Source organism: Treponema sp. (assembly GCF_017430385.1).
Taxonomy (GTDB): domain Bacteria; phylum Spirochaetota; class Spirochaetia; order Treponematales; family Treponemataceae; genus Treponema_D.
In genome coordinates this window covers 1-25,074 of the sequence record NZ_JAFRNB010000017.1, presented here as the reverse complement: position 1 = coordinate 25,074, position 25,074 = coordinate 1, and the positions used below count along the sequence as shown (strand labels likewise).

Sequence of the window (25,074 nt, the reverse complement as noted above, 5' to 3'; positions counted from 1 at the left end):
GTTCATATTCTGGTGGATGGTCAGGAAAAAACAATTCCGTGCGAGGCTCTCAAAAAGGATGATCTGGTTATTGTTCGCGAAGGAAGCATGATTCCGTGTGACGGCACGGTAGAAAAAGGCGAGGGCATGGTAAATCAGGCCTGCATCACGGGCGAAAGTCTTCCTGTCGAAAAAAAGACGGGAAGCGGAGTCTTTGCGGGCACGATTTTGAGCGAAGGCGAGCTTATAATCCGAACGCGTTCAACAGGCCGTGACACAAAGGTTCAGAACATCATTCAGATGATAGACAATTCCCAGAACCTCAAGGCAAATGTTCAGCGCCGCTCAGAAAATCTTGCGGAGAAAATTGTTCCCCTCAATTTTGCGCTGGCGGGGCTCACCTGGCTTTTCACGAGAAATCTCACAAAAACTATGTCAACTTTGATGGTCGATTATTCGTGCGCCATGAAACTTGCCGCTCCGATTGCAGTTCTTTCTGCCATGAAGGAAGCCGCATCCTGTGGAATCAGCGTGAAGGGCGGAAAGTATCTTGAAGAGGCTGCCGAAGCCACAACGATTATCTTTGACAAAACCGGAACTCTCACTTATGCGAACCCCAAAGTCGAAAAAATTTATGCCATGAAAAATTTCGGCGAGGATTTTGTCTTGCAGACGGCGGCCTGCCTTGAAGAGCATTTTCCGCATCCTCTCGGTCGGGCAGTCGTTTCTTATGCCGAAGAAAAAGGACTTTTCCACCCGGAAAATCACACGAAGGTCGAATACATCGTGGCACACGGAATCGCATCGACTCTGGACGGCAAAAAAGTTCGGATTGGAAGCGCGCATTTTATCTTTGATGATGAAAAAATCCCGTTTGATGAGAAAGTGCGTGAAATTCAGTCTGAATCAGCAAAAACTGGTCAGTCGCTTTTGTATCTTTCTTACGACGGTGAACTTGCAGGCGTTCTTGCAATCGGAGACCCGGTTCGCCCCGAAGCGAGGGAAGTCATCCAGAATCTCAAAAAGACAGGAATCCGCCGCTGCGTGATGATTACAGGGGACACCGAAGGTGCGGCAAAGAAAATTGCAGAGAGTGCAGGTCTTGACGGCTGGTATTCTCAGGCTCTGCCCGAAGATAAAGTCAGCCTGATAGAACAGGAAAAGAAAAACGGCAAAGTGATTATGCTTGGAGACGGAATCAACGATGCTCCGGCATTGAGTGCGGCTGATGTAGGAATCGCAATCGAAGGAAGCTCGTCAATCGCAAGCGACACTGCGGACATCGTTCTGAGTGAAGGCGGTCTTAACAATGTGGCTACAACGCGAGTTCTCTCTCAGGGCTTGATTCAGAAAATCAATGCAAATAATGCCTTTATAATAGGAGTAAATTCCGCTTTGCTTCTGCTCGGAGTGTTCGGGTTGATTTCGCCACAGCTTGCCGCAATTCTTCATAATTCGGTCACGGTTGGAATCAGCGTAAAGGCAATGGAGAACATTCTATGATTACAAGTTTTTTTCCGGGCCGTGTCCGGCTCAGAGCACCGATTTTCAAGGAAAGTGATTTAGTTGAAAAAGCCCGCGTAATTCTCTCAAAATCTGACGCGGTTAAAAATATCGAGACAAATCCTGTGACCGGGAGCGTTTTAATCGAATACAATCCCGCCAAAGTTCCCATGGAAAAACTTTTGCCCATGCAGGATTTTTTTGCACACCTTGCAAAGGAAGCTCAGCATTTTGACGGAAAAGCCGAAAGCCGCCAGAAGATTTCTGAAATGCTTTCGGCCTTAGAAGGAATTTTTTAGCTTGCGGCTAATAAATTTTTAGCTTGCGGCCAGTTTTTTTACTTCTTCGAGGGCGGCGTCATCCGGCGTAAGCTGAGCTTTTACCGCTCCCACAAGTGTTGCTCCGGCCGCAGTCACACGGTCACTCCAGTCACTGAGCCATTGTCCTTCTCCCCAGTCATAAGAGCCGAACAATCCGACTTTCTTTCCGCCAAGCTGTCCTTCAATCCCAGAAAAGAAATCTTCCATTGATTCTTCAAGCTGCTCTGCACCCATTGCAGGACTTCCCAAGAGAATCAAATCCGCGCCCAAAGCCTCGGAAATATCTCCTTTGTCTGCCGTGGTAAGGCTCACTTCCCTACCCGCAGATTTTGCACCTTCAGCCGCAGCATTTGCGAGCTGTTCAGTGTTTCCAGTTGTTGTTGCGTAAACGATAGCTACTTTCATTCTATGCCTCCTTTTTTTGCATTTTTGCAAGTTTATATTTTTTTGCTGCGAGAGGAACTGAAAGCCCGCTCGACAACAATTTCATACAGGTTTCTGTGCAGGATTTGTAAAGATTCATCCGGCGAATTGCACTCTCCTTGTCACCGTACACTTTCCAAAATCCCAGATACTTAAATCGTTCGGCTCCGTGAGTCTCAAAACCGATTACATCTTCAAGCGGATAACCCAAAAAAAGCCCGACTTCATGCGGAAAATTTTCTGAATATGCAAGCCTGTGCAAAAGCTCTGCAAGAACAGCCCCGAATCCTTTTTGAACAGGATAGTCTTTTAATAGAAGATAATTGCGATTTTCTGGCTTTGCGCAAACTTGCTCCAGAAGATTTTTGTCATACACAAAGAAAAGAAATCGTCCGTCAGATTTTTTGAGCGGAACAAAAAATTTTTTGTCTTTTGAAAAATAGGGTTGCCATTCATGCAATTTTTTTGCTCCGTCCGAATAGACTTTCCCGTTCATCGAAAAAAGGCAGGCAGGCTTAATTCCGCAAAGGGCAGGAGCCGTGCAATGAATGATTGTCTCATCGAAACCCATTTTTAACTCCAAAAAAAAGGCGGGGCAAAGCAAGAAAATGTCAAAAGCGCTTTGCTCCGCCAAGAGGTACTAAAAACAGTTAGGTATAGCTAACTTACATTTGTTACTATATGCTAATTTTCATTCCGTGTCAACAACTTTTTGTAATTTTCTTCAAAAAATTTCCTTGCTCTAAAGATTGACTTACTTGTTTTTAAGGCTTACTTCAGTTAAACTTTTATTATCATGGCGCAACCGCCGCATGCGGCGGTCGGGCTTTTCGGGGTTTCATTGCTTCGCAACGGCTACGCCGCCCCTACAATCCCTTGCGCGGGAGCTCAAGATGAACATTACGATTTTAGGTCTTTTAATTCCCTTTTTAGGCACTACGCTCGGTTCCAGCATGGTTTTCTGCATGAAGCGCGAAATGAACGATTCGATTCAGCGCGCTCTTCTCGGATTTGCCGCCGGCGTTATGATTGCTGCCTCAGTCTGGTCGCTTCTTATTCCTGCGATGGACATGAGCGAGGGCTTGGGCAGACTTGCATTTTTCCCGGCTCTTGTTGGTTTTGCTCTTGGCGTAGTATTTTTGTTCCTTCTCGATAAAATTACTCCGCACTTGCACGCAATGGCTCAAAATCCCGAAGGTCCAAAAGTAAGCAAGCTCAGCCGCACAATGATGCTCGTTTTTGCAGTCACTTTGCACAATATCCCGGAAGGAATGGCCGTTGGCGTAGTTTTCGCAAGTTTCCTTGCAGGCGGTTCCGCAATTTCCTCCGCCGATGCACTCGCTCTTTCGCTCGGAATTGCAATTCAAAACTTCCCGGAAGGTGCGATTATCTCAATGCCGCTTCGCTCCGAAGGCAACCGCAGGGCAAAATCATTCTTTTACGGCACTCTTACCGGCATTGTGGAGCCGATTGCCGCAGTTATCACGATTTTGCTCACTTCCCTTATCCTGCCGTTCCTTCCGTATCTGCTTGCATTCGCGGCCGGGGCAATGGTCTATGTCGTCATCGAGGAACTGATTCCAGAAGCTACCCGCGAAGAAAAAACCGACATCTGCACGATTGGATTTGCCGTTGGATTCGCATTAATGATGGTACTTGATGTTGCCCTGAGCTAATTTATTCCGCTTCCCAAAAGCACGCTGTGACCAAGGGAAACTGGCTTCACTTCGATTTTCTGCTCGATTTCATTAATCACATCCTGAACATGAGTGATGATTCCGAGCATTTTTCCCTGCTTCTGAAGATTTTTTAGAGCGTTGATTGCCTCAGTCAGAAGCTCGCCACTCAAAGTTCCGAATCCTTCGTCCAGGAAAAGAGAATCCACGCGCACATTTTTGCTTGCGAATTCCGAGATTGCAAGCGCAAAAGAAAGACTGACCAGAAATTTCTCGCCGCCACTTAGATTTGAGACCGAACGCGGCTTTTCAAAATAAATGTCATTAATTTCAAATTCAAGCGATGCAGGCTCTTTTTGCACCACACGATACCTTTTTGTAATCCCAAAAAGATTTTTGTTGGCAAGCGACAAAAGCGAATTGAATGCAAGGCTCTGAACAAAGACCGACAAATCCGCCCCCTCGCGGGTTCCAGCCCATTTATTCATCTGTTCCCAGGTTCCGTATTCGGCCTGCAATTTTTCGTATTCGGAAAGAATTTTTTTTGACCGTTCCTTGTTCTGCTCGTTCGTAGCAAGTTTTGTCTTAATCTCAATCAAATCTGCGTTCAGTTTTTCCTTTTCCAAAAGAAGTTCATTTCGTTTTGCAACGATTTCTTCTTTATTATTGAGATTTTTGGAATCCGATTCTTTAAGAAGATGCACAAGTTCGGCTTCTTTTTCAGCCAAAAGCTGCTCCAGCTGGGATTTTTTTGCAAGGAGCGCGGCTTTTTCTTCTTTTGCCTCATTCTGCTCCCTTTCCGCCGCCTCGACGCTCTTCCTCAGACCGGCGATTTTCTGAGTCTTTTGATTTTCCTCTTCATCGACATTTTTTGAGCCAAAAAGTTCCTGTCGTTCAGCAGAAAGTTTTTGAAGAAGCTGATTTTCTTGCTCGAATTCAGCACTTGCCTTTTCAAGATTTTCTTTTTGAGCCGAAAGATTTTCTGAGAGCGTCTTTTTTTCGGCAATTTTTGCAGATTTTTCGTTAGTGAATGATTTTTGCTGCTCGGTCTTTTGATTCCATGCCTGTAACCGGATCCGCAATTCTGAAAGCACTGAATCAAAATTTTCTTCCGTGGCGGATTTTTGCCAGATAGAAAGAGTTTCGTTTATCTCCGCAAGGATTTTCTGGCTGTTTTCTTTTTGAGAAGAAAGATTTTCACCAGCATTTTTGATTTCTGCTTCAAGAAAAGAGATTTTTTCGCCAAGCGAATTGATTTTTTCGATGATTTCCTCACGCTTTTGGGTAAGATTTGAGCTTTCATGAGCGATTTTAACCGCATGTTCTGAACCAAGGATTTCCTCTTCTTCCAAAGGCTTTTCTTCCGCCTTACAATTTTTGCCAAAATGATAAACGCTTCCACAAACCGGGCATGGATTTCCCTCTTTTAGCTGGGTCTGTAAAATCTTTGCGATAAAAACCGCATCCCCGGAAACAAAAGATTTTATCGTCTCGTCGATTTTTTTTAGCTCGCCCTCGACCTCTTCTTTTTGCAAAATGACTTCTGAAAGTTCTGATTCGAGAGAAGATTTTTGCTTTTGAAAAGATGAAGCCGAATTCTTGGCCTGATTAAATGAGTTTTTCAAAGCCCCGATTTTTGCCGCCGCCTCAGAGATTTTCGCATCATTTTCGTTTTCAGAAAGATATTTTTCGACTTCGGAAAGTGAAGTTTCAAGAACGGAGATTTTTTCGGTGAGGAAAGCAATTTTTTGCTCGCTTTCAGTCAAAGCTTTTTCTGCGGAAGATTTTCGGTTTTTTGCTTCGATAAAAATTTTCTGCCCGGAAGCAATTTTTACATCAATCTCACGAACGCGCTTCCATAATAACTGCTGATTTTCAAAATCTTTTTGCTCACTTTCAAGCTGGGTTTTCAAGGTCACAGCATTTTCTTGTGCCGCACAAAGTTTTTTATCAGATTCGGTTAGCCCCAAAGAAATATTTTCGCTTTCTTTTTTGAGTTTTTCGATTTCCCCAAAGAAGGAAAGTTCTTTTTCAAGCTTGGAAAGATTTTTTTCGGTCTCAGAAAGATTTTTTGCAATCTCAGTCTCGGAGTCCGCCGCTTGCTTTTCATCTTCCTCGCTCAGAATCAGGCTTTCAATTTCTTCTTTTTGACTCTTCGTGAACTGAAAATTCTTTTTGATTTCACTGAATTTTTCTGAAATTTTCTTTCCAATTGCACGGTATCGCTCTGTTCCGGTGAGTTTTTCAAGAATTTCCGCCCGCTCCCTGACACCGCTTTCCAAAAAAGCACTGAACTCGCCCTGAGCAAGCATAATCGAACGGCAGAACTGCTTGTAATCAAGCTGAATTATTTTTTGAGTCTCTTTTTCAAAATTTGCCCCGCCACTGCCAGAAGCAACAACTTCGTCCTGAGACGAAAAAAGCTCCCCCAAGTCAGGTTTTTCGCCATCAATTTTTGTGATTTTAAAAGAAGTTTTCTGTAAATTTCCTTCGGATTTTCCGCCTGCCCGTCTCTGCTCAAATTCAGAGACAAAAACTCCTTTTTTGCACGAATAAGTAACTGCTGCCCGGCAAAATCCTGTTCCGCGGGTCATAATCTCGTTTCCACCCTCACCGTTGTTGATTGCTTCAAGTCGGGGCGTGCGTCCATAAAGGGCAAGCGTAATCGCGTCGAGCAGAGTGGTCTTTCCGCTGCCAGTCGGTCCGTGAATCACAAAAATGTCGTGGTTCTTTGCATAATCCGGGTTGGTAAAATCAATTGACCATTTGCCTTTTAAAGAATTAAGGTTTTCAAATTCAAGTTTTGTGATTCGCATGGAAAAATTATAGCAAAAATCTGAAGAAAATTCACTTGAAAAACTCAAAACGCTTCGCTATTCTTTTACATCATGACACAAATCCCCAATATTTTGAAAAAACTTGAGGAAACTTCTGTTTACGGCACACTTTTGAGCATCGAAAGCTCCTACGAACGGATTGAATCAGAACAAAACGACTGGTACAAAAAAAGCAATTTCAACTGTCCGTCCGGTTGCGGCTCATGCTGCCACGGTTTTGAGCCGGACTTAATCGAAGGCGAAGCACTTTACATGGCGGCCTGGCTTTTGGAAAATCAGGAATTCACGGCAAGAAAAATCGCACAGGGGGATTTCCCATTCCAGCACGAAGACGGAACTTGCAAGCTCTTCAAGGCTGACTCCCCTTTTCACTGCTCGATTTATGGAGGCCGTCCTTTTATCTGCAGGCTTTTTGGAGCTTCAAGCTTCCGCTCACGAAACGGCGAAAAAGTCTGGCGGCCATGCAAATTTTATCCAGATGAATATCTTTCGAAGCACAACCCGCCGCTTCAAAAAAGGCAGTATTCCGAATCCGAAACGGAATTTGTGATTGGGGCTGTTCCACCGCTCATGAGCGACATGACAGGAAACGCAAGCTCTTCCTCAAACGGAGAGACTTTTTTGATTCACGAGATTTTACCGCAAATGATTCAAAGGCTTTTGTGGCTGATTGACATGAACGACAACGGAAACGACAATCCGAACGGAACGCCATCGCCTGCAGCGGCTTAAACAAGAAAATCAGCTCCCATCGAGAACCTGTCCCGAACATCGCAGTGAGCAAAGCTCAGGCGAGTTCGTGCCAGAACCCCGATTCCGCTGCTTTTCTTGTTCACTCACACATCTGCATAAATAGAGGAAGAAATTTCTCCAGCAGCGGCCTAATCACACATCTGCATAAATAGAGGAAGAAATTTCTCCAGCGCGGCTTTTCCTTCCTCTGTTTCGGCACTCAGGCTTGTTTTTGAGAGAATCAGCTGCGTGAAGATTTCTTTGTCGTCGAGATTTTTGATTTCAGAAGCCTCAAATTTATCAAAAGAAGAAGAAAGAATTTTTTCGGAATCAGCAATTTTCCAGCTTACGACATTTACATTTTCCGGAAGAGATTTTATTGCCTCTGCCAAAAACTCCTGCGTGTTCACGCCAAGCTCTCGTTTATAACAAAGTTCGACAAAAACTGGCTTATTTTTTTCTTCAGATTTTCCTAATTTCTGCTTTTCCGAAAGTTTTTCAAGCTCCGATTTGATTTCAGCCAGAGTCCCGCTTATTCTTCGATAAAGATTCGTTCTCGGAGTCTCAATTTTTTCAACATTCAGATTTGATTTTTCACCACTCTTTTCAATCTCCACCAGCAAAACATGGTGCGGCTGATTTGCCTCGTCAAAGCCCATCACGAACGGCGAGCCTGAATATCGGATTGCTGGATTTTCTGCGACCGTTGAAGAATAGTGAATATGTCCGAGCGCGACATAATCCACAGGAGGGAAAACAGAGCTTGGAACATTTCCGAGCGTGCCCAGAACATCAAGAACCTTCACGCCGTCATCAGATTTTTCGTTAGATTTTTTTGAGGCAAGGCGGCCTTCCAAATCAGCAGCGTACAAATGCCCGGTCGCAATCACAGGAATTGCACGCCCATTCCGCAGTTTTTCAGCTTCTTCAAACACGACAGTATATAATTTTTGATATACTTTTGAGTACAAATCAGAATCAGAGCATTTTTCATCTTCATTAAGAAGGTTACGAAGCTCCAGTTCACGCACAAAAGGAACGGCCAGACAGATTCCGCAAACATTTTCACTAGAATCTTTAAGTTCAAAGCACATCTGTGCAGGAAGAAGATTGTTAATTGAGCCTACAACTCGGATATTCAGGACTTCAAGCAATTCTTTTGCGCTGTCAAGCATCACGGCCGAATCATGATTTCCACCGACAATTATCACATTTTTGCAGGAAGTTTCGACAAGAGAAGCAAGGAAAGTGTAATAAAGCCTTCGGGCATCGACACTCGGATTTGCAGTATCAAAAATATCGCCCGCAATCACAAGAGTATCAGCATTTTTTTCGATGATAAGATTTTTGAGCCAGCGCAAGAAAGCCTGTGCTTCCTCGCGCCTGTCAATTTCGTGCATCTGATTGCCAAGATGCCAGTCAGCAGTATGAATAAATCTCATAAATTATTGCAATGGAGCAAAATATCCTGTCTCATCACGGCCACTTCGGTTCATAATGAAAGCCTCAAGCTCCACAGGCAAGTATCTCTGACCAAAATCAGTAGCCAAGCTAGACTCATAAGAAAGCACATAAATGCCGCTCGGAATATTGATGATGTCATCGACAATGCCGGCCAAACCTTCGTCCCGGTAAACATAGTATGCACCGCCCTCAGTGTGGTCACAGATGAAGTTAAGCTCAGCCTCGGCCGCTCCCTGTGAAAGAAGCAGATTGACGAAAGAAATCGCATTATTGTTGAGATAAGCTGTCAAATCACTAAGACCATATTTATCAAAAGCACCTTGCGTAACTTTTCCGTCACCGATGTATACAATCGTGCTTTTTTTGGCAGCGTTAATCAATGCGTTAGAACACATTCGCAAGGCAACATCAAGCGCAACTTTTGAAGAAGCAGGATTTTTGAGATTCTTGAGCTTGAAATTGCTTGCTCCGCTCGGAGAACCTTCATATTCAATCAAAGGAACTTCACCAGCACTAACGATTCTGAGAGTTCCACGATTGTTCATAGCCCCTGCAAGCTCTTTGACAGCGTTCTCCATTGTTTCCTCGTATTTTGAAGAAGAAACAGAACGGTCAATCAGAAGAGTGATGTCAGCATAATCATTTGCATAAGCGGCACCTTCAAGCTTGTAATTTTTTACAGGAGCCTTATTCTCCGTAACGAAGAAATTATTTTCCTTGAGACCGACAACACTCTGCCTTGAACGGTTCTCAACTTTGACCTCAAGAGTGATTTTTGGGAAAGAATCTGAAATCACGCGCTCAATCTGAACGAAAAGACCGCCGACAAGTTCGGAAAGTTTTGACATCACGAAGACTTCATTTGAAGAAAAATCAGTGACGAGGATATTTCCGTTGATGTCGGGAACTGCGCTCGTAAGCCGAGAAGGAGCATTGCCGGAAGAAAGGTTCTCGAAAAGCGAGCCTGTGTCAGTATCAATTGAATAGACCTTATTTTTATCACATGTAACGAGATAGCGACCCCATCTTTTCATCGACTCTGGCTTTTTGAAAGTCTTGCTTCTGCACAAAAGTCCGAGATAGTTGCCCGAAAGATCGAATCTGTAGACAGCCCCTGTGAGACAGTCAGCTACAAAAACATTGTTCTCGTAAATCGCGATTCCTGTAGGTCCCTTAAGCCCCGGAAAATCATCAGTTTTAGTTCCAAAGAAGAAAAGAGGCTTTCCTTCCGCATCAAAAACATCAACACGGCTGTTTCCAAAATCAGTTACATAAATATTTCCGTCAGAATTTTCGGCCATGTACTGAGGACCGACCATTCCGCCAACAGCTGCACCTTTCTGGCCAATGAATTTGATGAAGTTTCCTTTTGAATCAAAAAGACTGAGCCTGTCGCCGGCAAATTCACTCACGAGAAGATTTCCGTTGTGCAATCGAATTAAATCCATCGGACGGTCAAATCCGTTGAAGTAACCGCCATTTCGCTCAATTACAAGTCCATTAAGATCAAGTTTCAAAAGCTCATTCGAGCCATAAGAAAGAATCCATATAGTTCCGTCATTGTTAGGCAAAACAGAAACTGGCTGGCTGAAAACAAAATTTCCCTCATTATTTTTACCGGCATAGCTGCCTGATTCAGTATAACGAACAGGCTTTTCCAAATCGGCTCCGGCAAGCAAACGCCTGTCACGAACGATTTCAATTCGGTTCTGCAAAAGAAGCCCGCCATAACCTTCATTAGCAGCGTAGCTCCAGTGCTCCAAAGCAGCACCCTCAACGCCGGAACGGTAATAAGCCTTACCGAGCCAGTCAAGAATCACATTTTCTTCCGGAAGATAAGAAAGAGCCTTCTCAAACTGAAGGATTGAGTCATTGAAAGCTCCGCGGTAATAAGCCTGAACGCCACGGCGGAATTCCTGCTCAGCCAAGCCCGAAGCCGCAGTCCTGGCTCCAATAGAAGAGCGTTCCGTAGCCCCAGCACTTTTCAAAGCCCCACTCTGAGCAACAGAATGGCTTAGCACCATCGAAATGAGAATAAATATCGTTACAGACTTTAATTTTTCAGTTTTCATTTTTCCACTTTCCGTTTTCAACTTTCATTCGCAATTCTCAAATGCTCAGCAATCTCTTCATTATCAGGAAGTCTTTCCTGTGCCTGACTGAGATATTTGAAAGCATCATTCATAAGGCCAAGCTTAAGGTAAACCCAGCCAACGCTGTCCATACAGGCCGGCGAATCAGGACGCTTATCCAAAGCCCGCTTGCAGAAAGAAAGAGCCTTTGTCAAATCACGGTTTTCACAGGCAAGAACATAGCCCATTCCGTTCAGGGCAGTAGCATTATCCGGCTCAATCTCAATCGCTTTTTTGTATAATTCAAGGCACCGCTCAACATCGTTCTGCTGCCATGCGACATAAGCCAAAGATGAATAAACAGAAGCAGGCTTATAACCTGACTCCAGAAGTTTATTCAGCTCAAACTCAGCAAGCTTTTTACGGCCGCTGTTCGCATAAATCACGGCAAGCACATACCTGCACTGCAAGACACGCTCAAGCTCAAGCCCGCCGGTAACGACCTGTTCCAGATAAAGAAGGGCAGAATCATAATGCTCCAATTTTGCATAGCAAAGCCCAATATAATATGCCAGCTCGATATTGTCGATTTCAGAATCTTCCGGCAAAGAAAGGAAAAATGCGAGCGCACCATTAAAGTCGCCCTTGTGATACATGGAAATTCCTTCGTTGAGAATATTTTTATCAGCCATACGCCCTCCCGTAACAGCCAATCTTAGAATTTAAATTTTACGCTCCGCTCCGCCCTTTTTATCACCGGCTCGGCATAAATCAGCGAAACCGCAATCTTTCCGCTGCGCGCGACATTATAATCAGAATTGCTCTCCCCTGTCACAGAAAGTCCGTCACTGGTACATTGCCCCGAAAGCAAATCTTCACCCTCAGATTGTATCGAAACATTGTCACCGTAATCACGGATGCAGCCGGAAGCGAATTCCGCTTCTTTATAACTATCGGCAGAAGTTGCGTTGAGACTTACAAAAACCTCACCGTCACACAAAGAAATAAGCTCGTCCAGATTGTTTGCCGTAAAATCCGCCAGAGGCTTATAATTGAATCCATAATTCGCATAATCAAATAATTCAGATTCAAGGCTCACGGCAATTCCCGGAAGCCCCATGAGAACAGCCTGCCTTGCCGCCGCACAAGTGCCCGAATAAACGACATCGGTTCCCATGTTCGGGCCTGCGTTGATTCCTGAGACAACGGCATCGAATTCTATACCAAAAAGAGGAGATTTTAAAGCACAAATTACGCAGTCAGCAGGCATCCCGGAGCATGAATAAACGCCCTCCCCGTGCTTGTGAAAAGTCAATTTTTGCCCCATCGTGATTTTGCTTGATACGGCAGAACGGTTTGAGTCAGGAGCGAGCACATAGACATCACAGACATTTCTCAATGAATCGACAAGAACCTTAAGCCCTTCGCCCTCGATTCCATCATCATTTGTTACAAGAACTTTTTTGCGGTTAAGAGACAATATGAACTCCCTGTGCCGGCTCGACTATATAGCTTGAAGTCTTGAAGCCGAAAATTTTCGTGAACTCAGATAATTTGTTGTTGAACTCAGGCACATCCTTCTCGTCAAGAATCGCGTAAAGACAGCGACCAAAGCCTTTTCCTGTGATACGGCCGCAGTTGAACGGATTACGAGAGTCGTCGTTGTTCGGATTAATCTCAGAAAGCCGCTTTAAAATCCAGTCAATCTCAGGGCAAGAGATTTCGTATTCATCACGCATATTTTCATGGCTGTGGTTGACCGCCCGCGCGAATTTGCCGAATGTCTTTTTCTCAAGGCCGTCCCAGGCATCAAGCACGAACTGATGCTCCTTTATTACGCTGTTGAGTTTTTTATGAATCATCTCAGGCAGAATTGAGAGAACGAGATTGACTTCATGCGGATTTTCCTCATAACGCCAGCCGCCCCGAACATAACTCTTGCGGTCTTTAAGCTCACCGACAAGAAGCGCGCTCTCAGGCTCCCGGATGATTTCCTCGTTCCAGATGTTGACCCGCGGAACTTTCGCATCAACAAGGATTATTTTTTTCTCAGGAAAATCAAAAGGAAGGATTTCACAAGATTTAGTGGCATGATCAGTAAGAACGAGGGATTTCTCGCTTGAATGAATTGCAGAAAGAATATCAGAAAGGTAGTGGTTTGAATTGAGGAACTGTAAGTTGCCCCTTGCGATGGCCTGAAGAATCTGCCGCTCGTCACATTTGAAACCGTGCAGCTCATTGATTGCATAAGCCGAACCGACCTTCATCGCAGTGTTGATTCCAAATCCAGCGGAAGGCAGAATGTCGGAATAAATCGTAAAATCCATGCCCTTGACATCAAAGCCCCCGGCAGAAAAACCGTAAATCATCGCCTTTATGGAATTTGCCCAACGGTCTTCCTTTCGTAACTTCATTCCGACCATTGAAATCTTTTTTCGGTCTTTTAATTGTGGAAAATAAAAATGAAAGGCTCCGTCATCACGGAACGAAACCGCAACATAGACAGGAAGATTAACCCCCATTGAGAGAGTTTTGTCGCGGAAAAACCAGGAATGTTCCCCAATTAAATGAAATCTTCCCGGAGTGCAGACGACGACATCAGGAAGCCGGCCATATTCAGACTTATGAATATCTTTTACAAGATCCATAGTACCCCCCACCAAAAGATGCATTTCTCACACAATTGCTTTTTTAAATGCAACTTAATAAAATAATAACACAATGTCTCGATTTTTACAAATTTTTTGTACGCTTCTATCAACTCTGTTAATAGCACTCTCTATTCCAAATGAATTCCTCAAATTCGGCTCGCCAATAATCGGGCTTTTCGCGCTATATCCGTTTTACATCGCAATGCGCCGTTGCAAGAGCCACATTGAAGCATTTTTCCTCTGCTTTATCCACGGTTCGGTCGCGCACCTTCTCTCAAGTTTCTGGCTCGGAAATTTCCCAGGATTCGCGATTTTCACGCTGGGTGCCTCAGATTTGGGAACAGGCTTTTTTGAAGGGGCTTTTGCGCTCGCATTTTACTTTCCGATGCTTTTCGCATCAAAATCAGACTCTCTCGAAGTATTGTCAGGCAAAAACCATTTCGCCGTTCCATTCAGAATTTTTTGGTTTTCTTCCATATATATAATTTGGGAATACTGCAAGTCCACAGGATTTCTCGCATATCCGTGGGGCACAATCTCAATGACCGCCTACAAGTGGCCCCTCATCACGCAAATAGCCGACATCACAGGCGTATACGGAGTGACATTTCTTTTCGCACTTTTTTCAGCGATTCTCGGTGAAGGAACACTTCTTTTAGGTGAAATATCAAATTCTCCTTCAGGAAAGGCAATTTTTGACTCATACAAAAAATCCTGCATCACCGCACTCATCCTGTTCGGCATCACAATTCTTTACGGTGCTTTCCGACTTTCAGAAAACCGAGTTCCACTCAAAACGATGGACACAATACTCGTTCAGCAAAACCGCAACCCCGACCACCGCCACGAGGACGAGAACATCATAGTCGCTCAAGAAATAACAAAGGAAAAGCTCGACGAGATTAAAGCAAACGGTGAAAACTGTGACCTTGTTGTATGGAGCGAGGCCGTTCTTTCAAAAAGATTTCCAATTGCTGAAGTCTACTACAATTATTTTCCGCAGGAATCCCCGCTTCTCAGCTTTGTAAAAGAAAACAAAATACCATTCATAATCGGCGGGCCTATAATTTTCAATGATGAAAACCATGAATACGGCAACTCTGCCCTTCTTTTTGACACCGACGGAAAATTCTCAGGCTCTTACACAAAGATGCACCTAGTTCCGTTCGCAGAGCTGATTCCGCTCAGGCAGTACGAGACAGTCCGAAAAATAATAAAAGGAATGATAGGCTTCTCTTACGGCTGGACTCCCGGCAAAAAACCGGTGCTTTTCGAGATTCCGCTGAAAGATTCCGGAGAAGCTGAAAAAGATTTCAAAATTTACTCAATCGCAGGCAAAAAACAAAATGAAAATTCAAAAACTGCAATAATCTCCACTCCAATCTGCTTCGACGACTCAGCCCATGAAGTCTGCCGCGCGCTGTACCTTTGCGGAAGCGAAGTTTTCGTCAACATCACGAACGATTCATGGTCAAAGACTGACTCAGCCGAAATCCAGCATTTTGTCGTCGCACACTACCGCTCAATCGAATACAGGACAACAACAATCCGCTCAGCAAACGCCGGCATGACATGCGTAATCGATCCGACAGGAAAGAGCATTGCAGAACTGCCTCTATTTAAAAAAGATGCGCTCTATCACAAAGTTCCGATTTTCGAGCGCAAAATGACTGTCTACGCAATTTTCGGCGACTGGTTCCCCTGGTCACTGATTCTGCTTGCAATCGCATACATTTTACTCGCAGCAAAACGAAGGCACGACGAAGAATCCGTCCATGAAATCTCAACAATCCTCGTTCCTTATCCAATTGAATGGTATGAGAAATTGGATTCAGCGCAAGCAAATTACGCCACGATTTTTGCTATTGACTGGAACAACTGGAATCTTTAGAATTTCGCCCGGAGATAAAAAAAGATGAGATGCCCATATTGCGGGAGCCTTGACGACAAGGTTCTGGAATCAAGAACGATGGCAAACGGTGAGTCAATCCGCCGCCGCCGTGAATGTGTCAGCTGCGGATTCAGGTTCACGAGCTACGAACGAATCGAAGAAAAGCCTTTCATGGTCGTAAAACGGGACGGACGCCGACAGCCTTATGACCGTACAAAACTCGAAAAGGGAATCGAGCGCGCTCTTGAAAAGCGTCCGGTCTCTTATGACACAAAAGAAAATATCCTCAACGATATCGAAGATCAGGCAATCATGAAAGGCCGCTCCAACCGCGAAATCACGACTTCCGAACTTGGAGAAATCGTTCTGGAGCGTCTCTACGAAACCGACAAGGTTGCTTACATTCGTTTTGCCTCTGTATACCGCCATTTTGAGAATTTGGACGAATTCATCAAAGAAGCCCGCAAAATCAAGCGGGACAAGGGTGCAGAAAGTTCCAGAACCGAAAAATCAGAAGAAAAAAAATAATTTTTTGATTTTTCTTCATTTTCCTATTGACACATTTTATGCTTTGGTATAGAATAGATACATCTTTTGGGGGCATAGTCCAGCTGGTAGAACACCGGACTCATATTCCGTATGTCATAGGTTCAAGTCCTATTGCCCCTACCTATTTTACCCTCATGTTTTTTCATGAGGGTATTTTTTTTATTGTACGACTTATTTCTTTAGGACTTGAACCTACGGTTCAAGCGGCTCAGGCATAGCCTTCGCCGAGACTCTCCTAGAAAGTCGTCTCACGACTTTCTTCGCCTGCGGCGACCGGCTCGCTACCTATTGCCCCTACCTATTTTACCCTCAGTTCTGCACGGATACTTTTTATAGAAACAGTTGACCAAAAATTATCTTAATTATAGAATGATTTATGATTCAAGCAGAAAAATTTGACTCACCATTCAAGGGACGCTCGCTTCTTACTTGGCTTGATTATGAGCCGGAAGAAATTTTACAGTTCCTTGATTACGCATTTTTGGTTAAGAAACAGGCCCATGCCGGTGAAGTACACCAGCGTTTTTTGGGAAAAACAATAGCTCTTATTTTTGAAAAACGTTCAACTCGTACCAGATCGTCATTCGAGACAGCTTTTGGCGAGGAAGGCGGCCATCCTGTATTCATGTCTACCCAGGACATTCAGCTCGGCGGAAAGGAAAGCGTGAAGGACACGGCCCGCGTTCTCGGACGCATGTTCAGCGCGATTGAATTCCGCGGTTTCAAGCAGGAGCATGTAAAGCAGCTCGCCGAATTCTCCGGCGTTCCTGTAATCAACGGTCTCACAGACGACTACCACCCTACTCAGGCACTCGCCGACATCATGACGCTCAAAGAGAATTTTGGAGAGCTAAAAGGACTCAAATGGGCTTTCTGCGGTGACGGACGAAATAATGTCGCACGCTCGCTCATGATTATCTCTGCAAAACTGGGAATTGACTTCGCTATTTATTCGCCAAAAGAGCTTTTCCCGCCAAAAGATATCCAGGAAATCTGTGCGCCAATCGCGGCTAAAAGCGGGGCAAAAATTGAAATTTCAAGTGAAATTTCAGTTGTAAAAAACGCAGATTGCCTTTATACTGATGTATGGGTCTCAATGGGCGAAGAATCGCTCAAAGAAGAACGAACCAAGCTTCTTTCACCATATCAGGTAAACAAAGACTTGATGGCGGCTACCGGCAAGAGCAGCACTATTTTCATGCATTGTCTTCCAGCAGTCATCGGTCAGGAAGTTACCGAGGATGTGTTCGAAAGTTCCGCAAGCAAGGTGTGGGACGAAGCCGAAAACCGCAAGCATACTATCAAGGCTATTATGCTCGCGCTCATCTAAGGTGAACCAAGCAAAACGACTGCTTACAAAGTCAAAGGAGATTTATATGAAGAAGTTGTTCATTTTGTCAGCGTTGCTCTGTGTCGGAGTTTTGTTCTCTGCTTCCGCAAAAGAAAAGGCAGACTACAAATACGAATTTCAGGAATCAACCGTAACATATCACAATGTTCAGATTTACAAGATTCTTGACCATCAGGATGCATTCATCGTAATGTATGCCAAAGGACACCGAAATGTAGGGACTGTAACACTCCCGAAAAAATGGTATACAAGCGCAGCCCGCACAGATTCAAAACTCAACATGCGAGCTTTGCCAAAAGGAATGAGTCCATACATGACTGTCATCAGTCGTGACGGTGCTTTTGAACGAGTTCTCCTTACATTGCCAATCTCAAGAAGCAACGCAGTTTGGGGAGTCGCAGACAGCACTTACAAAGTTGAGGACGCAAACAAAGATACTCTCGACATTGTTTACTAAGCCGTAATTCTTATGTCACAAAAGGGCTGTTGCTTCATAACGACAGCCCTTATTTTTTTTCACGGAGCATATAAAATGCAGATTATTTCAGATGAAAAGATTAATGAATTCAAAGCATTCCTAGAGAAACATGATTTTTTTTATGTAATCGCCCACAAAGATCCGGACGGTGACGCAATTTTCAGTTGTCTCGGCATGAAGGACATCCTTGAGGCAAAGGGCCTTAATTACCAGCTTCTTTCAGCAGGTCCATTCAAACGCCCGGAAATCCGCAATAAGGCAAAATTTTTCACAAACCAGATGACATTTCTTTCTGAGCCAGAGCGTAAAAAGGCAGGGCTAATAGTCCTTGACTGCTCAGAACTAGAACGGCTTGGCGAAATTGACGGCGACCTCAAGAATTTAAACACATTCACAATCGATCACCACAAGACTGCTTCGGCAAGCGAAAACTGCATCATCGACCCGACATCCCCGGCAACCGCAGCCCTTGTCCAGCAGATTTATGAAAAACTTCTCGGTACACTCCCCAAGCAGACAGCGGAATACCTATTTTTCGGTCTTTCCACGGACACAGGTTATTTCCGCTTCTTGAACGCAGATTCGGCCGAAGTTTTCAGGCAGGCAGCACGGCTCGTGGAGGCAGGAGCAGATCCGCGCAAAACTTACGATGAAATGACGGGAGGAAAGCCCTACTCTACAAGAAAGCTTCTCGGAATCATGCTTGACAGGGTTGAGCGGCGCTACAACAACAAGCTCGCGGTCACTTACGAGACAATGGATGACACAAAAAAATGGGGACAGGAAGGCCGGGACTCTGACGCACTTTACTCGCTCCTTCTCTCGGTTGACGGTGTTGAGGCGGTGCTTTTCGTTCGGCAGGACACAGAGCTGACATGCACCTGCGGTTTCCGCTCACGCGATAAAATCGATGTCAGTGCAATCGCCGCAAAATTTGGCGGAGGCGGACACAAAAACGCAGCAGGCTTGAGCATCGACGGAAAGATTCCAGATGTACTCGAAAAAATCTGCGCGGAATTCAAAAAAATCCTGTAAAAAATCCTATTATATCACGGCGTGGCTGAAACTTCGGTCACGCTTTTTTTGTTTGAAATTGTTAGATTTTGTTAGATTTCGTTGGATTTCGTTAGATTCTGTTTGATTTTGCCATTTTTTGTTTGATTTCGTTATATTTTGTTGGATTCTGTTTGATTTTTGCCAGTTTTTGTTAGATTTTGCTGTTTTTTTTCACTTTTTCCCTATTTTTTTCCATAAAAAAAACTTGGCACGCATATTGCTTACTGTTTTTCGGAGGCAATATGAACACAATCGACATCGAAGAAATCCCAGAGGCCGTAAGAAGCCATAAAATCACAAAGAAACAGGGCGCAAAGCTGATATGGCAGGATATATACACAAAACCGCAGCATTACGGACTCATTCAGTTCACGGAAGACCAGAAAAGCGATTTTCTGCTTACAATTTACAAAAATTTTGAGGGACTGTTTGACAAGTTTACACCTGGCTTAATTCCATTCAGGGCATTCGTTGCCGGCTGTATATCACAATATAAAATGCAGTTCCTCAGACGCCAGTCAGAACAAAAATCTGCAAACAAAACCTTGGGTGCATATCTAAAATATACGATGGAAGAAGAATTCGAAAAATATAATATCACTGTCGCGGAAGAAAACAAGGAAAAACAAATCGAATCATCAAGAACATTCTCGGACATCATAACGAAAATCTCGAAAACAGGAGATGATAAAAGACGGAAACTGGCAGAATTGACATCTCTTGTGCTGACTATGAAGGCGTGCAATGAAATTGATGACAAAATCATTGACAGCGTATGCGAATTCACAGGAATCAATCGAGAACTTCTCCTAAAAACAATACAAGAACTCAAAGAAGTCTCTGCAAAAAAGGCCGAAAATTATAAGCTTCTTGTAAAAAGACGAAACAACGCTTATTTTTATCATCGAAAATATCTTCACGAGATGCTTACTGCGGAACCTACAGAAGCAAGATATGAGGAAGCTCAGCGAAGATACAAAAATCAGACAGAAAAGTGGAACAGGAAGAACGAACAACTTTCTTGTCATTCATCAGCCCCATCGAACAAAGACATAGCGGAAATCACAGGATTAAAGACAAGGACAGTTTCTTACTATATAAACCATGCGAAAAACAGCGCGGCAAGGTTAAGAATCAGAAAAATGTACGAAAACGAATGCTCTTCCGAACCCCAGATTCTTGAACAGGAGCAATCGCCAGAATAAAAGAATTTATAGACTCAAAAAGCCAGATTATGTATGATTTGAAAAAGTCACTAAAAAAGGAAAAGAAAATGAGCAAAAAAAAGCTTTACCTCGCATCAGGAAATAAACATAAAAAACAGGAGATGCAGCAGATCCTCCCGGATTATGAAATCCGCATTCCAAGCGATGACGGAATAGACTTCGATCCACTTGAGGACGGGAAATCTTTCTACGAAAACAGCCTGATTAAAGCCCGCGCGCTCTGGGAACTCGTGCACGAGCCTGTAATTGCCGATGACTCAGGAATCTGCGTGGACGCGCTCGGCGGAGAGCCTGGAATCTACACTTCCCGCTACGCTGGCCCTGACTTCATGCACGGAAAGCCGGACGGAAGCAAAATCACACAGGATGAGCAGAACAAATTCCTGATTCAGCAGCTCAACGACACTGGCTCAGAGAACCGAGCCTGCCACTACACTTGCGCAATGGTCCTTCTGTTAAACAAAGACAGATTCTTCGTGGCACAGGAAACTTTTGACGGCGAATTAATTCATTCAATCGAAGAGCAGGCAGGAACAGGCGGCTTCGGCTACGACCCTATAGTCTGGCTTCCTCAGTACAAGAAGACTGTCGCAGAAATTTCCGCCGAAGAAAAAAACAAGATTTCGCACCGAGGAAAGGCAGTCCACGCAATAGCACAAATTCTTAAGAACCTTGATTTTTAAATTTGTGTTCATTCGTACAATTCGTGTCAAAAGTTTAGAAAAAAAGTTTAAAAAAAAGCAAATTTTTTCCTAAAGTTTCTAATGACCATAGCCGATACTAATAAGGACGAGTTATGCCCAAGACAAGCTTCGTAGAAGAATTCTTGGCGAGCGAGTCACGAAAAAGGAGACGGATGTAGCCTTGTAATACTGAAGTTTCCTTTTTCAACAAGCCGAAAAGGATTTTGGCTTGACAAACATTTCCACGGAGGAAAAAACTATGGTCATTAACCACAACATGTCCGCAATGTTCGCTGACAGACAGCTCGGCGTAACAGGTCTCAGTCTTTCAAAAGACATGGAGAAACTCTCTTCAGGCGAAAGAATCAACCGTGCAGGTGACGACGCTTCAGGTCTTGCAGTATCAGAAAAGATGCGCGCACAGATCCGCGGCTTGAACCAGGCTTCACAGAACGCTTCAAACGGTATCAGCTTCATCCAGGTAACAGAAGGTTACTTGCAGGAAACAACTGACATCATGCAGCGCATCCGCGAACTTGCAGTTCAGTCTGCCAACGGTATCTATTCGGATGAAGACCGAATGCAGATTCAGGTTGAGGTGTCACAGCTTGTTGCAGAAGTTGATCGAATTGCTTCACAGGCACAGTTCAACGGCATGAACATGCTCACAGGCCGCTTCGCTCAGAGCGCTGGTGAAAATGCAGTAACATCTTCTATGTGGTTCCACATCGGAGCTAACATGGACCAGAGAATGCAGGTATTCATCGGCACAATGACAGCAGCTGCTCTTGGTGTTCGTGAAATTGCAAGCGAAGGTGTAATCAGCATCTCTACCCCGGAATTGGCCAACCGCGCAATCGGTACTGTCGATGAAGCTCTCAAAAAAATCAACAAGCAGCGCGCAGATCTCGGTGGCTACCAGAACCGCATGGAATATGCAGTTAAGGGCCTCGACATCGCAGCAGAGAACCTTCAGGCTTCAGAATCACGCATCCGTGACACCGACATGGCTGCACAGATGGTCGAGTTCACAAAGAACGAGATTCTTCAGCAGGCTGGTACTGCAATGCTCGCTCAGGCAAACGCACAGTCACAGACTGTCTTGTCTTTGCTCCGATAGTGCATTATAATATTCTTGGAAGGGTCTTAAAGGCTCTTTCAAGAATTTGCGTGGATTTTTGCATTTACCTCTTTATTTTCTTCAAATATCCCGTTAAAATGTACTTAGCAAGATTCGGAAAACCGTGATTTTTCCGAATCCTGAAAACCATTCAGGCATGAGTTTAGACATGCCACAGTTCTTTGAAAATAGTTCTCTATGCTTTCTGTGACAGCGTAAGCTGATGTTGAAGCAATTCAATATCGTCTCCCGCTGTACAAGGTCTAAATCGCTTTCGGGGGCGCAAAAACCGTTAGCAGCCTGCACAGACTGGGACATACAACACGATGTTGTATCTGTCTTTTTTTTATCATGGAGGACGAAAAATATGGTAATTAATCACAACATGAGTTCTTTGTATGCTAACCGCACATTGGGCGTTTCTAACGACCAGATGATGGGTAACATCGAGAAACTCAGCTCAGGTCAGCGCATTAACAAAGCTGGCGACGACGCTTCAGGATTGGCAGTATCTGAGAAGATGCGCAGCCAGATCCGCGGATTGAATCAGGCTAACCGAAACATCCAGAATGGTGTTTCTTTTATCCAGTCAACAGAGGGATATTTGGGCGAAACAACAGACATCCTTCAGCGAATCCGAGAGCTCGCTGTACAGTCAGCTAACGGTATCTATTCAGACGAAGACCGCATGCAGATTCAGGTAGAAGTTTCACAGCTTGTTGCCGAAGTTGATCGCATTGCTTCACAGGCACAGTTCAACGGAATGAATATGCTTACAGGTAGCTTCGCTCAGAATTCAGACCGCATTATGCAGTTCCAGATTGGAGCTAATGTTGACCAGAATGAGCGTGTATATATCGGCACAATGACAGCTCAGGCACTCGGTCTCAAAGGAGCACAGGGTGCAGAAGAGGGAATCAGCATCTCTACACCAGATACAGCTAACATGGCAATCGCTACTGTTGACGAAGCACTCAAGAATGTTTCTAAACAGCGCGCAGATCTTGGTGCATATCAGAACCGCTTCGAGATGGCTGCTAACGGCATCAATGTTGCTGCCGAAAACCTTCAGGCTGCTGAGTCACGCATCCGCGACACAGACATGGCTTCTGAAATGGTTGAATACACAAAGAACCAGATTCTTACACAGTCTGGAACAGCTATGCTCGCTCAGGCAAACAGCCAGTCACAGAACGTATTGGCTTTGCTCCGCTAGTTCATAGCACACAATAAAATCGCTTGGATTACGGTCAAAAGAGACTTCTGGATGTTGTCTTTTCGTATGAAAAGCGTAAGAGGGAAAGGTGCGCCCCTTCCCCTCTTTATTTCAGGAGGAAACAGCCCATGAATACTGTAAATTCAGTCGGGCAGAATTTGGCAATGGATGGCCACTTCGTGTATAACTCCGGTGCAGCAACAGCTGTAAAAACCTCGGCTCCAATAAAGCCGGCGGAAGTTCCAATGGCAGATGCTGCCCAAGTGGTACAAAACATTACAAATAATCTAGCCCAGGTCAAGGAAGATGCAAAACAGCTTCAACGCTTGTCTGATGTTGTTATGGGGCGGAAAGTCCAGTTCAATGTCAATCAGGAATTGAATCAGGTTGTAGTCTCTATCGTTGACCCGACAACAGATAAAGTCATCAAGGAGATTCCATCCGCAGACTTGCAGAAACTAAAAGTCAGGATTCGGAAGACTATCGGTCTTTTGTTTGATGAAATGATTTAATTTTGGTTCTGTAATCTGAGGGGATATTACTATGGCTGAAATTTCAATACCTGGAGTCAGTGATAAATATAAGACAAACGATTATATTGACGCACTGATGAAAAAAGAGCGTATTCCTCTCACCCGTGAGCAGGAATCGCTTGACAGGTACAAAGAACAGCAGGGCGCATGGCGTGGCATGAACCAAAAGATGTCGGCATTGCGTGACAGTACAAAAACACTCTACTCTTTCGAAAATCCCTTTAACAGTAAAATTGCGACTTCCTCAGACGAACGAGCGATTACAGCGGATCCAGGGCGAGAAGCATCAATCGAGTCTTTTAAAGTCGATGTAATAAAGGAAGCCACCGCAGACAGATTCTTATCAGGTGAAATCGAAAAAAATTCAAAAGTTCCCAAAGGCACATACACATTTGAAGTCGGTGAAAAGAAGATTTCCTTCAACTGGAAGGGCGGAAAACTCACGGATTTCGTAACTGCACTCAACAAACGAGGTGCAAACACGCTCAAGGCATCTTTAGTCGGTGTAAGCAACGGAAAATCAGCATTATCAATCGAATCACTCAAAACCGGCGATGACAACCTTCTCGTTTTTAAGGATGATGCGCTAAAATATGCACTTGAAAATAAAATAATCGAAAAAAGCAAAAAAGATGTGGTTTCCTTCGGAGAATCACTCACTGAATATGAAAATCCTGTTGATGAGGAAACTCTTCCCAATCCCAAAATCCCCGAAGTCGAGCAGAAGGGAATGCCTCCGCTCACAAAAACTTTCGTTGATTTCGACAAGGACACAGGAAAGCTCGTAGTTCCACCACGAAGCGGATTCACCCTGAATGTTCCGGAAGAATTTCTGGAGACTAAAACCGAAGTCTTTGAGTTCAGCTATTCTACCCAGCAGGTCGAAGATTTAACAGAAGAACTCAACATCAAGCGCACTACCCGCCCGGAACTCCCGGAAGCAGGAGACGTCACATTCGAGACAATCACAGTAAACAACGAGCAGACAGAGACAAACCTTCCTCCAGTTCCGCAGGAACCGCTCATTCCAATTTCAGGCCATGAGGATTTCTATGTCCACAACAAGGACGGAAGCGAAATTCAGATTCCAACGGAAGGACTTAGAATTGACGAAGAAACAGGCGAAAAAACAGTCGCACTGCAGCTCAAAAATTACCCGGATTTGGAAAGTATTGTCGTACGCAACCGAAACACAGGCACGCAAATCAACATCTCCCAGTTTTCAACTTACGACGAAAAAAAGAATCTCGGTTACTCTCCTGTAAATCCTGTTTCTCAGGCAGGAGATGCAATCATCAAATATGAAGGGATTAC

General features: G+C 44.3%; 23 protein-coding genes and 1 tRNA gene. 16 read left to right on the top strand and 8 right to left on the bottom strand.

Annotated elements, in window-relative coordinates:
• Nucleotides 1–1,482 (top strand): heavy metal translocating P-type ATPase (locus IJJ71_RS01245; protein WP_296844844.1); only part of this gene is annotated, 1,482 nt, incomplete at its 5' end.
• On the top strand, nt 1,479–1,781 hold the full coding sequence (locus IJJ71_RS01240; RefSeq protein ID WP_296844843.1) for an HMA2 domain-containing protein: 303 nt from the start codon (nt 1,479–1,481) through the stop codon (nt 1,779–1,781). The genes IJJ71_RS01245 and IJJ71_RS01240, both read left to right, overlap by 4 nt.
• Nucleotides 1,782–1,799: 18 nt before the next feature.
• Here IJJ71_RS01240 and IJJ71_RS01235 read toward each other — a convergent pair whose 3' ends face one another.
• Entirely contained in the window at nt 1,800–2,207 is a 408-nt protein-coding gene (locus tag IJJ71_RS01235; RefSeq protein ID WP_296844842.1) for a flavodoxin domain-containing protein, read from the bottom strand.
• A gap of 1 nt (nt 2,208) precedes the next feature.
• Nucleotides 2,209–2,796: a DUF3793 family protein gene (locus IJJ71_RS01230; protein WP_296844840.1), complete on the bottom strand. Its 588-nt coding sequence runs from the start codon at nt 2,794–2,796 to the stop codon at nt 2,209–2,211.
• Nucleotides 2,797–3,118: 322 nt separating this feature from the next.
• Here IJJ71_RS01230 and IJJ71_RS01225 point away from each other — a divergent pair, with 322 nt between their 5' ends.
• Entirely contained in the window at nt 3,119–3,901 is a 783-nt protein-coding gene (locus tag IJJ71_RS01225; protein WP_296844839.1) for a ZIP family metal transporter, read from the top strand.
• Here the strand turns inward: IJJ71_RS01225 and IJJ71_RS01220 are convergent.
• Entirely contained in the window at nt 3,898–6,717 is a 2,820-nt protein-coding gene (locus IJJ71_RS01220; protein WP_296844837.1) for an AAA family ATPase, read from the bottom strand. The two genes, IJJ71_RS01225 and IJJ71_RS01220, sit on opposite strands and share 4 nt — an antisense overlap.
• 72 nt (nt 6,718–6,789) lie before the next feature.
• On the opposite strand from IJJ71_RS01220, the gene IJJ71_RS01215 reads away from it, so the two are divergent.
• The gene (locus tag IJJ71_RS01215) at nt 6,790–7,470 is read left to right on the top strand and encodes a YkgJ family cysteine cluster protein (RefSeq protein ID WP_296844836.1); all 681 of its coding nucleotides are present in this window, start codon (nt 6,790–6,792) and stop codon (nt 7,468–7,470) included.
• Between the two features lie 149 nt (nt 7,471–7,619).
• Here the strand turns inward: IJJ71_RS01215 and sbcD are convergent, their stop codons facing one another.
• The 5 genes from sbcD to IJJ71_RS01190 are packed head-to-tail and all read right to left on the bottom strand — an operon-like array spanning nt 7,620 to nt 13,654.
• Nucleotides 7,620–8,912 carry an exonuclease subunit SbcD gene (gene sbcD / locus IJJ71_RS01210; protein WP_296844835.1) on the bottom strand — a complete coding sequence of 431 codons (1,293 nt, stop codon included), beginning with the start codon at nt 8,910–8,912 and terminating at the stop codon, nt 7,620–7,622.
• A gap of 3 nt (nt 8,913–8,915) precedes the next feature.
• On the bottom strand, nt 8,916–11,006 hold the full coding sequence (locus tag IJJ71_RS01205) for a hypothetical protein (protein WP_296844833.1): 2,091 nt from the start codon (nt 11,004–11,006) through the stop codon (nt 8,916–8,918).
• 17 nt (nt 11,007–11,023) lie between these two features.
• Nucleotides 11,024–11,698 (bottom strand): tetratricopeptide repeat protein, encoded by a 675-nt coding sequence (locus IJJ71_RS01200; RefSeq protein WP_296844831.1) that lies wholly within the window; start codon nt 11,696–11,698, stop codon nt 11,024–11,026.
• 23 nt (nt 11,699–11,721) lie between these two features.
• Nucleotides 11,722–12,486, bottom strand: coding sequence for a 5'/3'-nucleotidase SurE (gene surE / locus IJJ71_RS01195; RefSeq protein ID WP_296844830.1), 765 nt, complete (start codon nt 12,484–12,486; stop codon nt 11,722–11,724).
• Nucleotides 12,476–13,654, bottom strand: a complete 1,179-nt coding sequence (locus IJJ71_RS01190) for a galactokinase (RefSeq protein WP_296844829.1) — start codon at nt 13,652–13,654, stop codon at nt 12,476–12,478. The genes surE and IJJ71_RS01190 overlap by 11 nt, the downstream gene beginning before the upstream one ends.
• 73 nt (nt 13,655–13,727) lie before the next feature.
• Between IJJ71_RS01190 and lnt the strand changes: the two genes are divergently transcribed.
• From lnt to IJJ71_RS01130, 12 genes are all read left to right on the top strand, one after another.
• Nucleotides 13,728–15,548, top strand: coding sequence for an apolipoprotein N-acyltransferase (lnt, locus tag IJJ71_RS01185; RefSeq protein ID WP_296844828.1), 1,821 nt, complete (start codon nt 13,728–13,730; stop codon nt 15,546–15,548).
• A 24-nt stretch (nt 15,549–15,572) separates the two neighbouring features.
• A complete protein-coding gene (gene nrdR / locus IJJ71_RS01180; protein WP_296844827.1) occupies nt 15,573–16,076 on the top strand; it encodes a transcriptional regulator NrdR in 504 nt (167 codons plus the stop codon).
• A gap of 68 nt (nt 16,077–16,144) precedes the next feature.
• A tRNA-Met gene (locus IJJ71_RS01175) sits at nt 16,145–16,217 on the top strand.
• 256 nt (nt 16,218–16,473) lie between these two features.
• Nucleotides 16,474–17,427 carry an ornithine carbamoyltransferase gene (argF, locus tag IJJ71_RS01170; RefSeq protein WP_296844826.1) on the top strand — a complete coding sequence of 318 codons (954 nt, stop codon included), beginning with the start codon at nt 16,474–16,476 and terminating at the stop codon, nt 17,425–17,427.
• Between the two features lie 46 nt (nt 17,428–17,473).
• Nucleotides 17,474–17,905 (top strand): hypothetical protein, encoded by a 432-nt coding sequence (locus IJJ71_RS01165; RefSeq protein ID WP_296844825.1) that lies wholly within the window; start codon nt 17,474–17,476, stop codon nt 17,903–17,905.
• 75 nt (nt 17,906–17,980) lie between these two features.
• Nucleotides 17,981–18,961: a DHH family phosphoesterase gene (locus IJJ71_RS01160; RefSeq protein WP_296844824.1), complete on the top strand. Its 981-nt coding sequence runs from the start codon at nt 17,981–17,983 to the stop codon at nt 18,959–18,961.
• Between the two features lie 263 nt (nt 18,962–19,224).
• Nucleotides 19,225–20,187: a hypothetical protein gene (locus IJJ71_RS01155; RefSeq protein ID WP_296844823.1), complete on the top strand. Its 963-nt coding sequence runs from the start codon at nt 19,225–19,227 to the stop codon at nt 20,185–20,187.
• A 68-nt stretch (nt 20,188–20,255) separates the two neighbouring features.
• Nucleotides 20,256–20,891: an RdgB/HAM1 family non-canonical purine NTP pyrophosphatase gene (rdgB, locus tag IJJ71_RS01150; RefSeq protein WP_296844822.1), complete on the top strand. Its 636-nt coding sequence runs from the start codon at nt 20,256–20,258 to the stop codon at nt 20,889–20,891.
• A gap of 259 nt (nt 20,892–21,150) precedes the next feature.
• Complete coding sequence (locus IJJ71_RS01145) at nt 21,151–22,011, top strand: flagellin N-terminal helical domain-containing protein (RefSeq protein WP_296844821.1); 861 nt, start codon at nt 21,151–21,153, stop codon at nt 22,009–22,011.
• 367 nt (nt 22,012–22,378) lie between these two features.
• Complete coding sequence (locus IJJ71_RS01140; protein WP_296844820.1) at nt 22,379–23,227, top strand: flagellin N-terminal helical domain-containing protein; 849 nt, start codon at nt 22,379–22,381, stop codon at nt 23,225–23,227.
• Nucleotides 23,228–23,355: 128 nt separating this feature from the next.
• On the top strand, nt 23,356–23,739 hold the full coding sequence (locus tag IJJ71_RS01135) for a flagellar protein FlaG (RefSeq protein WP_296844819.1): 384 nt from the start codon (nt 23,356–23,358) through the stop codon (nt 23,737–23,739).
• Between the two features lie 31 nt (nt 23,740–23,770).
• Nucleotides 23,771–25,074 (top strand): flagellar cap protein FliD N-terminal domain-containing protein (locus tag IJJ71_RS01130; protein ID WP_296844818.1); only part of this gene is annotated, 1,304 nt, incomplete at its 3' end.